Source organism: Dialister sp. (assembly GCF_047832375.1).
In the GTDB taxonomy this organism is placed as follows: Bacteria; Bacillota; Negativicutes; order Veillonellales; family Dialisteraceae; genus Dialister.
The window spans coordinates 2,078,865-2,091,795 of record NZ_CP181256.1; the positions used below are offsets into that span (position 1 = coordinate 2,078,865).

The following is a 12,931-nucleotide window of genomic DNA, read 5'->3' on the forward strand; positions in this document are numbered from 1 at the left end:
GATTTCCATTCGATACTTCCGGCAGTTACACGTGCCGTAGGCTATAGAGCTTTCCTAGAAGCTAGAAGCTGGCAGCTAGAAGCCCCCATCTGGACGCAACACGCTCGGCCACAAGACCACCGCCGCACAGCGGCTGGCCAGCTCAAGGCCCAAGGCTTGCTGTATCTGCAAGCATGATAAATTCATCTCTTACCTGCCGTAGTGGAACAGCATGGGCTAAATTCTTAAAACTCGCGGCGCTATATGAATTGTGCGCCGCACCGCCACTCCTCATTCCTCATTCCTCACTCCTAACTAATAGCCGGACCTCAATCAATCCGACCTGGGAACAGCTCTATCAGCCTCTCTCACTTCATCAGCTTCTGCAGCATGGTACAGAGCTCGTCCACCTTGCCTTCCTTCCCTTCCCGGATATCCTCGGTCACACAGCCTCGGATATGGGCGGCCAGGAGAAGCTTGTTGAAACTGTTCAGTGCGTTCGTCACCGCCGACACCTGCATGACGATATCGGGACAGTAGGCATCATTTTCTACCATCTTCTCAATGCCCCGGATCTGCCCTTCCACCGTCTTCAGGCGGGTCAGAAGCTTTTTCCGTTCTTCCTCCGTCCTCTGGGTATGGCGGCATTCACAGGATTCTACATCTGCCATGGTTATATCTCCTTATATCGAAAATCTTTTATCTCTTACGGTCCTAATACTACACCCCCCTGGGGTCCCCTGTCAAGAGGGAGAAAGATAGAGTTGAGATTTGAGAGTTGAGATTTGAGGTCCAGCGGCTCCGCCGCGATATTGCAATCGAACTAATGGGGCGACGCTGATGGGTAGAGTCATTCGCATGGAGCTTCTAGCTACTAGCGGCTAGCTGCTAGGATGGATGATCCGCCTGCGGCGCTTCCACCCGGTATTCCCGTCAGTCATTCGTGCCGTAGGCTGGCCAGCTTTCCTAGAAGCTAGCAGCTAACAGCTAGAAGCTCCGCACAAGTGACTCTATCCGCAAGCACGCCAACCGCCAAACCCCAACAGCTCGATAAACCGCAATTTTGCCATATAAAAAGCAGCAGCTTTTCGCTGCTGCTTTCTTATTCTCCCGCCATCTGCCGGGCCACAGATTTCACGGCATCCAGGTTATCCCGGTCCGTCATGTTCCATGTGAGGGCTGTCAATGTGGGGTAGCCCCGGTGGATCCAGAAGACATCCGTATCCGGTGCCGCATCGGGAAGCATTTTCCCGGAAAGCCAGAATCCCAGGTGCCCTGAGGGGTCCTTCATTTCCCGGATGGCATTCTCATACCGCTGGACGCCGAGCTTTGTGACCTTCAGGTTTCCCCAGGTGAGGTCCTCTTTATCCTTCGGCATGTTCAGGCTCAGGGTGCCTTTGTACTTCATGTCCACGAAATATTTCCTGATGACTTCAAAGGCAAAGGACGATGCCTTTTCCAGAAAATCCTTATCCTTGATGGTATCTGCCGACAGGGCAATGGAAGGAATACCGAACACCGCCCCTTCCAGGGCTCCCGCCACGGTGCCGCTGTAGAGACAGTCGGTGCCATTATTGAAACCGTTATTAATACCGGATACCACCAGGTCCGGCATGTCATTCCGAAGCCAGTGCTCCAGTGCCAGCTTGCAGCAGTCCGCGGTGGTGCCATTGCAGGAAAGGACGGAAATGTTTTCTCCATAACTTTCCTTATGCCACATGCGGAGATAGGTCTGGAGAGACAGGGAGGAAGAACAGGAGCTCCGTCCCCGGTTCGGTGCAATCACCGTCACCCGACCCAGGCGGGCCAGTTTCTTCGCCATCTCAATGAGTCCCGGCGACTCGAATCCATCATCGTTGGTCATAAAAATATGCATAGATTCACCTGATTTCTAAATCATTTACATAGTTTTATTTTACCATAAAGATAGAAGTGCTTCTATATGGATTTGATAGAAAACAGGTAAAGGGAATATAAAGAGAAGAGTTGAGATTTGAGAGTTGAGAGTTGAAAGTTGAGGTCCAGCGGCTCCGCCGCGATATTTCAGTATTGCGAGCTGTTGGGTTTGGCGGTTAGTATGCTTGCGTGTAGAGTCACTCACACGGGGCTGCTAGCTTTTAGCTTCTAGCTGCTAGGAAAGCTGGCCAGCCTGCGGCGCTTCCCATCCGGTATTTTCGCCAGTCATTCGTGCCGTAGGCTGTAGAGCTTTCCTAGTTGCTAGCCGCTAGTAGCTAGAAGCCCCCGCACGAATGACTCTATCCATCAGCCCCCTCAACAGCTCGTCAAACCGCAATAGTCCGTTTCACGCTCCCACTTTCTTCCGTATCCACCGTACCATGGAGTGGTCTTCGAAGAAGAGGAAAATCATGGGGAGTACGAGGAGCGTGAAAACCGTGGACGTGAGAAGGCCGCCGATGATGACCCAGGCCATGGAGCTTCTGGTTTCCGAGCCCGCCGTCACGGCCAGGGCCGTGGGGATCATGCCTACGATCATGGTGAATGTGGTCATGAGGATCGGCCGGAGCCTCGTCTTTCCTGCTTCGATGACCGCTTCCTTCGGCTTCATGCCATCCCGATGCATGAGGGTGAGGGTGTAGTCCAGAAGGAGGGTGCCGTTCTTGGCCACCACGCCGTCCATGACGATGATGCCGATCATGGAATAAATATTGAGGCTGTCGTTCATGAGGAACAGGAAAAACAGGGAGCCGATGAGGCCAAAGGGCAGGGAGAACATGCGGATGAAGGATGTCTTCACGGACTCGTAGAGTACGGAAAGGATCATGTACACCAGCACCATGCCCATGAGGAGGGCCGCCAGGAGTTCCGTGAAACTTTCATTCATGCTGTCCGCCTGGCCGGAGAACCGGAAGCTTACGGACTTTGGGAGGCCTGCATTGTTCAGGTCATTGGTCACTTCCGTGATGACCTGGTTCAGGGGCCGGCTTCCGGGGTTGCCGCCGATGATGATGGACCGCTGCTTATCGGTGCGGTTGATGGTGATGGGCCCCACGTCATCTTTGACGGTGGCCACGTCGGAAATATGGACAATGCCGTTTTTTGTTTCAATGGGCACCGCTGCCAGGTCCGATTTCTTATAGTATTCGCCGCCCCGGAAATAGACATTGATATCCGTATCGTTGCCGTTGTTTTTGACATCATTGGGGAGGACGCCGGCGCTGCTGCCGCTGATGGCGGAAGACAGGGTATCGTAGAGGCTTCCTACGGTGACGCCGTAGAATTTCATCTTTTCCCGGTCCGGGATGATGGACAGTTCCGGCAGCCCTTCCTGATAGGTGGAGCTGATATCGGTGACCCCGTAATTCCCGTTTTTGATGAGGTCCTGGGCCATTTCAGAGGCAGTGATCAGGTCCTGCATATTGTTACCCCGGAGCTCGAGGCGGAAGGCGCCGCCCCCCTGGCCAAGACCGCCGCCGGACGTACCGGATACGGAGGCCTGGTCTTCCTTGATGCGGACATCGCCGTCTTTGATATTCTGCGCAATCCAGGCTCTCATTTCATCGGTAATATCCCAGATGGAACGGCTCCGGTCCTGCCTGTTTTGAAGGGACACCCGGATACGACCGGAATTCACGCCGCTGCCGCCGCCCACCATGGCCATGTAATTCGTCACTTCCGGCACATTGGAAAGGTATCCTTCCAGCTGTGTGGTCACCTTGTCGGTGCGCTCCACGCTGGCGTCGGTGGGCAGCTTGATCTGCACGTTGAAACCGCTTTCATCGGTTCTCGGCATGTATTCCCGGCCAATGATGCCAAGGGGCACCATGGCGATAAAGACTGCCAGGGACAAAGCTACGCCGCCGAAAAGTTTCTTCTTGTTTTCAAAACTCCAGTGAAGGGCTCTTCCATAAAGCCGCTGCGTCCCTTCTTCCACCCGGTCCATGGCCGCAAAGAGGCGGCTGTGGCTCTGGGGCAGGCCGTTCCTGAAGAACCGGGATGCCAGCATAGGTGTCAAAGTAAAGGAAATAAACAGGGAGAACAGGGAGGCAAAGACGATGGTGAGACCGAACTGCCGGAAGAACTGGCCGGTCATGCTGGTCATGAAGGCGATAGGCAGGTACACCACCACATCGCAGAGGGTGATGGCAATGGCTGCCATGCCGATTTCCATCCGCCCGTTCACCGCCGCCTCCATGGGATTTTCCCCCATAGCCAGGTGGCGGTGGATATTTTCCAGTACCACGATGGAGTCATCCACCAGGATGCCGATACAGAGGGTCATACCCATGAGGGACATCATGTTGAAGGTGAAGCCTGCCATGTACATGGCAAAGAAGGAAGCAATGAGGGACGTAGGAATGGCAATCATCACAGCCGCTGCGGACCGCCAGCCCCGAAGGAAGAGGAACAGCACCAGTCCCGTGGTGAAGAGGCCTTCGATAAGGGTGCCCAGGGTATTGTGGAGGGCCGTCCGCACGTAGTCCGCAGAGTCGTTGACCACGATGAACTGGTAATCCGGATACTCCTTCCGGAGCTGGTCCAGTACCTGCATCACGTTATCCGCCGTGGACACCAGGTTGGCATTGGAATTTTTGTAAATGGAAATACCGATGCCGTCCTGTCCATTGATGCGGGCATACCGGGATACTTTCTTATCCTCCCGCACCACGTCTCCCAGGGCCGTAATGGGGATAGACTCCCCATTGGATGCGGTGAGATGGATCTGCTTGATATCCGCCACCGTAGCATACTGGCCGTCCAGGCGGATCTGGGTCTGCCTGCGGTCGGTGTAGGAAGAGCCGGAGGGGGCCAGCTTGTTTTCCCGCTTCAGGGAGGAAATGATGTCATTCATGGAAATGCCGTAGTAGGCGAGCCGGTCCCGGTCCACCTTCACCGCGATTTCCTTATCCCGGCCGCCGGAAAGTTCCACATCCGACACGCCGTCGGCCTTGGTGAAATCGTTGATGAGGGAATCATTGGCCAGGGAATACATTTCATCCAGCGGATGGGAAGAAACAAGGGCGATATCCATGATCGGCGACGCATCCATATCCCGCTTTTCCACCACCGGGTCATCCGCATCGTCGGGCAGGCTCTTTCGGATGGCATTCACCTTCTGGGAGGCATCCACCGCCGCCGCATCCACGTCGGCATCGAAGTTCAGCTCCAGCGTCACCTGGGACCGGCCGGTCTTTGATTTCGACGTGACATGCTTCACATTGGACACGGAAGACAGGGCATCTTCCACGGGCTTTGTGATCTGCTGCTCCACGGACTCCGCGTCGGCGCCGCTGTAGGAGACACTCACCACCACGTAGGGCGTGTTGATCTTCGGATAGAGCTCCACGCCGATCCGGTAATAGCTGTAAAGCCCCAGAGTCACGAAGAAGAGGACAATCATCACGATGCCGATGGGATGTGTGACGGCGTAGCGGGTCATATTGAACCGGTTCATACACTGCCTCCCTCGATATCCACGGTCATACCGTCTTTCAGCTTCGAAACATTGGTCACCGCCACCTGGTCGCCGGCGGAAATGCCTTTCAGGATTTCGATGGAATCATCGTTGTAGAGGCCCGTGGTGACCTCCACCTTCTTCACCTTATGGTTTCCATCCACCAGGAAGGCGTATTTCTTGCCATTATTTTCAAGGACCCCTTCCTTAGGAAGGAAAAGGGCATTCTTCCTTTCCACCGCCGTCACTTCGCTCCGGCCGAACATGCCGCCCCGAAGGCCCGCGATATCCGGTGCCAGGACGATACGGACCTTGTAGGAATGGGATGCTGCATCCAGGGACGGGCTGATGTAGGAAATGGTACCTGCTGCCTCTTCCCCTAAAGAATCGATGGACACCGATACCACCATGCCTTCCTGGAGCACCCCGATATCCTGCTCCGCCACGGCGCAGTCCATGTAAAGGGAACTGTTATCTACCACGGTCAAAAGCTTCTGCCCGGCGCTGGCCCATTCCCCGGCTTCCGCATCCCGGTAACCGATGGTGCCGGAAATGGGAGAAACAATGGTCATATCCTCTTTCTGGGCTGCCAGGGAGTCTGCCGTATACCTTGCTTTTTCCGCAGCCGCCTCCTTACTGGCAATCATAGCCGGAACGCCGCCCACATCCTGGCCTGTAAGAGTTTCCAATGCCGCCTTTGCCTCCATCATGGCCCGGTACTTGTCATCCCGTTCCTGCCGGGATACCGCTCCTTCGCCGAAGAGTGTCTCGTACCGCTCATAGGTAGTGAGGGCATTGTCATAGTCGCTCTGGGCCTTCAGGGTGCCTGCATCGTAGGAAGACCGGCTTTCCACCGCGTCCGCCACCGCCTGCGCGCTCCCTGCCCGGCTTGCGCTGAGGGACAGGGAAATATCCTTCGTATCCTGGGAAAGGAGCACGTCCCCCGCTTCCACATGGTCACCGAGATCCACATTGATGGACGCAATGCGGCCTGCATACTTGGGCGAAATATCCACGGAAGCCTTCGGCACCGTCTCACCGGACAGCACCACCCGCTTCATCATGTCCTTACGCTCCATGGTCTCCACCGTCACCCCGGGCCGGGAATTGTACTTCTTGCCCGCCGTAGAATCCCGATGGGTATAAAAATAAATCCCCGCAAAAAGGAGAATAAGTATGACAATCCAAAGTATGGTTTTCCACTTCGTAGAATGAAGATGCTCTTTCACCATAGGACCCTCCGCATGTAAAAGGATGTTAAATTACGCTTTTATCCTTAATTTCTATTATACACTGCACCCATGGTAAAGCAGGAGCCATAAGAAAAGATTTCCCACTGTTTAAGGAAAGATAAAGAAAGATTTGAGAGTTGATGTTTCGCAGCTTCGCCGCAGAAATACACCCCCTTGCCCGCTTCGCGGGACTTCCCCCGAAGGGGCAATGCTATTAAGTTAAGCGTTTTACACAAGCATACGTTATAACGACGTGTGCTTTTTTTGTGTCTAAAAAAAGCTTAGGTTTACAAAAAAATATAAAAACATCAAAAAAAGGCTTGACAAATCCTCAAAAATTTGAGGCTCCGCCTGTTAGTAAGGGAACCACCCCAATTGTTAACAAGGAGGATTCGTTATGATCAATTTTGAAAAGCAAGTCAGAAAAATTTTTAGGAGCCACGTTCAACATGTTATTGACAATCCCAAGTTGTATGGGATTAACCCCAGATTTTTTACCCGGGTACGGAAATGGCCTATTGCACGTATTCTTTTAGTTATGTATAAGATGCAGACCGGCACCTTGCCAGATATCCTTTTCAAGAATTTCATTGAGATGGATGAATTTGGTGACTCAACTCCTTCTGCGTTCATTCAGCAGCGGCAGAAACTCACGACGGAAGTTTTTACCACCATTTTCAGGAATGTCCTCAAGGACCTGCACCGGTTACTTGAGCTTAAGAGATACCATGGCAAATTCCTTATCGCCTGCGATGGCTCAGATTCGCCCATGCCTACTCCAGTGTTACCTGTTCCAGATGACTGCAGTCCATTTGGGAGGCCACAGTACCATATGGATCATGTAAATGCTTTTTATGACGTTCTAAACCATCTCTATCTGGCAATTACGACTAAACCAAAGCTGTCATGCAATGAGCAGCGCGAACTTCTGGAGCTGGCCCAAATACTGTCCCAAGAGCATCCTATCTATAAACCCGAGGATACGGTCATCATCAGTGACCGTGGTTATGAAGGCTATCAGGTCCTGTGTCTGCTTACTCAAATGGGTTTTGGATACGTCATCCGGGCAAAAGGTCCGAGTGCAGGCATTCTTTCAGCCAAAGGGCTTAATCTCCCGGATGGCATCACCAACAAAGAAATAACAATCACTGTCCATGTAAGGCGCAGTGCCAAAGGAATCTATCATAAGGAATCCAGTGAAAAGTTCCGGCCTGAGACAGATATGATGCTGAGAATCCGCATCGTGTCCTCGGTTTCGCCAAGTGGGGATGTCCAGTATTACCTTACCAACCTGGATATCCGGTCATTTTCTGCCTCGGAGATTGGATGTATTTACAGAAAGCGCTGGCAGGTTGAAACAGCTTTCCGCCATTTGAAATATGGAGTAGGAGCCATCGTATTTCACTCCAAGTTCCTGCTCTATCAGGAAATGGAACTGTATGCGGCACTTACGTTGTATAACTGTGTTGCAGCCATCATAAACCATATTCCTATTCAGGAAATTGATGCACACCACAAGTACCGGTACAAGGTTAATTTCAAAGCAGGAGTCCTGCCCTGCCTGCACTATTTATTCTGTACGGAAGAGCAGGCGAATTCTTTCAATTTGACTAAGCGACTCGAGGCCTACAAAGTAGCTATCATTCACAACAGGCATTACGACCGTGGAAGAATTGAAAAGAAGGTCCATGCCTTCGAGGGAAAACCTACCGGATTCTAAGGAATATTGTCAACTAAGATACCCAAGCTATTATCACGGATAAATCCGAAAAAAATCCGCAATTTTCGGTTCTTTTCGTATGCAAAAATCTAACTTGTAAAAATAACTGATGTAAAAATGGTTGTTTAGGCAAAGCAAAAATGGAGAATTTATGGCAAGTTCACAATAATATTGCATCCCTAAAAGACATATTTTGCTCGTTTTTCTCTTAACTTAATAGCATTGCTTCTCTAAGGGGGCACGCATTTAGCAGCTCTATTCATTTGGTATCTAACACACTCATCAACTCCTGTACCAATTGTGGCAGGAGTCGTTATCCAAAATGTGCTTGAGTTGAAACACCAGCCACTATTATGCGCGAGGCCTCAACTCTATCCTTTTAGAACATCCACCGGATACCCACGTTCCAGCCCCATTTCTTGTGGTAAGTGCCGGTGTTGCTCTTCTCGGCGTCTGCGTAGAACTGGCCGGCGCCGGAGAGGGGGATGGTGAAGCCCACGCCGTATTCGAACCAGCTGTCGCTGTAGTCTTCGTGTAGCGTAAGGCTTCCTTCGTCGTCGGAGAGGTGGAGGATGCTGTTTCCTCCGAATTCATGGAACCAGTTGGCCTTGGCGAAGAGTTCGCCCCGTTCTCCTTCGTAGCCTGCCCGGAAGCCCATGCGGCCTACGGCACTGCGGATGCTGTTTTCTTCATACCGGACGCCATTGGAGAGGGTCACTTCCGCCCCGTCCAGCCAGCCGGCTGTGAACTGGGCCTGGGGTTCCAGGAACCAGCCGCTCCTGAAGGATCTCTTGTACCCATATTCCACGCCGGCGGTGAAGCCGTTGTTATCCACGTGGGTCCCGTCATAGATGCCCCGAAGTTTATCTTCCAAATGGGTTCCTTTCACTACGAAATCCCAGTACTGGCCATCGGTCTTTACCCGGGTATCGTAGAGACCTACGCTCATGCCTGTCACATCGGATTTGCTGCGGGCATAGTAACCGGTGCCCTTCGTGTAGGCCAGGCCGATGCCCTGGTAATGGCGGCCGCCTTCATTTTTTCCCCGCAGGAAATCATAGCCCACCTGGTATTCGTGGAACCGGGTGCTGTAGGAGAATTCTCCGTCATGCCTTTCATCCTCGGTTCCCTTTACCCGGGCCCAGAGTCCCTCGGCATGGGGGCCGTCATTGCTGTGAAGGTCGCCCAGCCGCTGGAAGAGGGTATCGTTTTCGTCCCGCCAGATCTGGTAATTGATGCCCCGGATGCCCACAAGGTCCTGGACCACATGGGTGTGGTGCCCATCGTCATCGGTCTCAGACTTACTGAATCCTTTCAGGTACCAGTCCGTATTGTACCGGGGTGTCACAGTATCTCCCCTGCTTGTTTCATAGGTGCCAAGGGAAGTCTTGTGGAAGAAGAGCCGGTCTTCACGGTCCGGCACATAGAAGCTGCCCTTTTCGTCTCCGACGCTGGCCAGAATAGTGCCCAGGGCCCCGTCGGTCCATTGGCCATTGTTTACAGAATGGAGCTCAAGCGCCGTCCGGCCCGTATGGCTGCCAATGACGTAAAGCCGGTCGTTGTTGTGGCTGTTGCCGGTGCTGTTGATGACCACCGTTCCACCGTCACCGTTAAAGAGATGAGTCGTCAGCTTCTGATTCGTCGATGCCGGATCAAAACGGATACTGCCATTCACCGCATTAAGGGTATTCACCGTCGGATTGCCGTCAAACTGCCACTGCGCACCGTTTTTCAGATTCAGGACTACGCCGCCCATTTCTCCGCCTTCCGGATGTTCGAGAGCCCAATCTTCAATATTGCCATCCATTACAGAATCCGCACTATTCAGGAAAATCTTCATGCTGCCGTAATTTTCCAAATCACCCTTGATCATCCCGTGGGTACCGTCATGGCCAATCGTCATGGACCCGCCATTGACTTCCGCCGCATATTTCGACTGTGTACCGTCAATGGCAATCATGTCACCATCCACATCCAGCTGGCCGCCGGTGGTATAGAGCAGGGCTTCGTCCTCGCCTTTGCCCGTGATGACGACATTCTTGCCCTGCAGGGAAATCGGTGCAGCACCGCTATGTGAGAAAACCTCGCCATTGACGCCGAGATAATTTGTCGCTTCGCCGCCAACCGCAACTTTCTGGCTCAGGCTCATCAAAGCATTGTGGCCGTCTGCCGCATCTATGACGATATTCTTGCCTTTAAGGGCACTGCCGTTTTCACCTTTCGCATACCCCTGGGCACAGAAACCTCCGTCTAATTCCAGATTTTCCGTGGTATCATCGCCAAGATTGATACGGTTCGTATGAGTCAGGACTACGTACTGGTTTTTGTTTGTCCCTTCAAAAATATGGATATTCCTGCCGTTCACATCGATATCACCGGACAGGCTCAATACACGACCGTCGATGCTGACATTCGAATCTTCATCGCCGATGGTAAAGGGATGGTCCCCGCCATTCAAAGCAATAAAGGCATCATGAGAATCAGTCACATCTCTTTCAATATCCATAGTATCGTTATCCTGCTCCGGTGCTCCGTCGGATAAGACGATATGTTTGCCATGAATGCCAAAATGGCCATCCTTCGTCAGTCCGCTGACCTTCACTGTACCCTTAAGCACTGTATTTTCGCTCGTATTGCCTGCAAAGTCACTGCCAATGCGGACATCCTTACTGTTACCGGCATACATGACATCATAGCCAGCATTATCAAGAATTACATTCTGCCCCGCGATAGCAATTTCATTTCCCTGAACGTTTTTATAGTCATTCTCCGGCATGAAATCAAGATAACCGACGATGTTCGTCTGCTGCGTACCAGCCTGACCGATGCTCATCTGCACCGGTTGATCCGTCTTAATCGCAGCTGGATGGGACCATTCCTCTTTGCCGCGCAAACCATGGATCGTGATTTCATTGCCGTAAATGACTGCTTTATTACCGCTAAATTCAAGATTGCCATTGATTACGGTGCTGCTTGTACCATCATTACCAATGGTCAAGTCTGTGTTCTGGTCATAGATTGCCAGGGACTGATTTCGATCACTTCCATTTTGGAATTTATCCGGTGTAATTGTCGCATTAATGGTAATTTTATCACCATCAATCGTCGCAGAGGATTCTTTTCCATATTCAGCAATCATGGAAACAGAACCATTTAACGTGGTTTCCGCCTCTTTGCCGCCCACATAGAGCTTCCCGCCTGTCATGTTGAGTGATCGTTTATTCCAATCTGAAGACGTCCCAATGATGACTTTCTTTTCCGCCTTCAGATTCATTTCTCCGCCACCCTGGAAAGCAACGCCCTTATTCATAGTAATAGTATTGCTGTCGATAGAAACCGTAGAGCCATTGGTTGAGCTAATGGAATAATCAGGCTTCCACTCTGCTTTACTTTCACTGTCATCAATAGTGACAGTATCTCCCTTGACAGTCATGTTGCCCTGGTTGTCAACATCCAGTCCCTGGACATTGACATTGCCTCTTTTACCATTGCTGTCTTCCGCAGCCAGGGAAACCTGTGGTGCTTTTTCATTATCATAGTGGCTGCCCGTTGCTTGGATGCGACAATCAATATCGATACCAGCCCCCTGCATTGTGACAGCGCTATTGCCATTCACAGCGGTAACATCACCGGCCGCACTGATTTTACCTCCTGCCATGATAGCAACCGTAGAGCTATTGGCAGACACAGAGTACGGCTTATTGTTCCAATTAAGGTTGCTGCCAATCTGTACGTCACCCCTGTTATTTTCTGTACCGAGCTGGAGTTTGCTGTTCGAAGTGGCAGAAATAGCTTTATTGACAGTGATTCCCTGCGTGCCGTCAATAATCACATCGGCACCATACACCTTTTGATCATCATCGTGATAGTTTCCCCACATGCCGATAGAATCTACAGTCACTTTGCCCGTATTGGCCCCACCAGCATGAATTATCGTTTGTCCGGCGTTAATATTTCCTAAATGGAGAGACTCACTCCCGCCGTTGATGGTTATCCGGGCGCCTTTTTGACCACCCAGATTCGTCAGGGAAATGTTCTTTGTATCATCATCACCAATAGTGATTGTACCTGTATCTACCCAAAATCCACCAATCTGTTTATCACCGTATTCCCCACCAAAGGAAATATTCTGGCCATGCACTTCCGTCGTACTGCCTTCACCGGCAGTATAATTATGAACTGTCACATTTTCCGTGTTTTGGGTGCCGACGGTCAGATGAACAGGACCCGCTTCTCCTCCCCAGCCATTGAGTTCATTCACCGTAATGGGATCCCCTTCTGTGGCTTCCGTCGCACCCCATCGGCTAATGCCGTCATAGATTTTTTCTGCTGCCTCCACAGGTCCGGAAAAAACTCCGGACAATGAAAAGAGGACTGCCGCTGCCAGTCCTGCCCGTACCATCATTTTCTTTGAATGCTTCATAGAATCTGCCCCCGTAAGCAAAATCCCACCAGAGCCGGCGTACTCCACTCGCCAGGTCCTGTGATTAAAAAGTATCTGTTTCTATTATACTATTATATAGTGGCTGTTTATTAACCTACTTTTTTCAAAATAGCATTTGCACCACCACCGGAGCAAAAATCCGG

6 protein-coding genes are annotated in these 12,931 nt (G+C 51.7%); 1 reads left to right on the plus strand and 5 read right to left on the minus strand.

Annotated features, from left to right (window positions below):
- Positions 1 to 347: 347 nt before the first annotated feature.
- The 4 genes from ACFWUL_RS08260 to ACFWUL_RS08275 all read right to left on the minus strand — a co-directional run bounded on the left by ACFWUL_RS08260 (position 348) and on the right by ACFWUL_RS08275 (position 6,624).
- Positions 348 to 650 (minus strand): metal-sensing transcriptional repressor, encoded by a 303-nt coding sequence (locus ACFWUL_RS08260; protein ID WP_416176959.1) that lies wholly within the window; start codon positions 648 to 650, stop codon positions 348 to 350.
- 431 nt (positions 651 to 1,081) lie between these two features.
- Positions 1,082 to 1,855 (minus strand): 5'/3'-nucleotidase SurE, encoded by a 774-nt coding sequence (gene surE, locus ACFWUL_RS08265; RefSeq protein ID WP_297021488.1) that lies wholly within the window; start codon positions 1,853 to 1,855, stop codon positions 1,082 to 1,084.
- Positions 1,856 to 2,281: 426 nt separating this feature from the next.
- Entirely contained in the window at positions 2,282 to 5,392 is a 3,111-nt protein-coding gene (locus ACFWUL_RS08270) for an efflux RND transporter permease subunit (protein WP_416176960.1), read from the minus strand.
- Positions 5,389 to 6,624, minus strand: a complete 1,236-nt coding sequence (locus tag ACFWUL_RS08275; protein ID WP_416176961.1) for an efflux RND transporter periplasmic adaptor subunit — start codon at positions 6,622 to 6,624, stop codon at positions 5,389 to 5,391. Before ACFWUL_RS08275 ends, ACFWUL_RS08270 begins: the two co-directional genes overlap by 4 nt.
- 397 nt (positions 6,625 to 7,021) lie before the next feature.
- Between ACFWUL_RS08275 and ACFWUL_RS08280 the strand changes: the two genes are divergently transcribed.
- Entirely contained in the window at positions 7,022 to 8,344 is a 1,323-nt protein-coding gene (locus ACFWUL_RS08280; RefSeq protein ID WP_416176962.1) for an IS4 family transposase, read from the plus strand.
- Positions 8,345 to 8,723: 379 nt separating this feature from the next.
- On the opposite strand, the gene ACFWUL_RS08285 is transcribed toward ACFWUL_RS08280, so the two are convergent.
- Positions 8,724 to 12,767 (minus strand): autotransporter outer membrane beta-barrel domain-containing protein, encoded by a 4,044-nt coding sequence (locus ACFWUL_RS08285; protein ID WP_416176963.1) that lies wholly within the window; start codon positions 12,765 to 12,767, stop codon positions 8,724 to 8,726.
- Between the last annotated feature and the right edge of the window lie 164 nt (positions 12,768 to 12,931).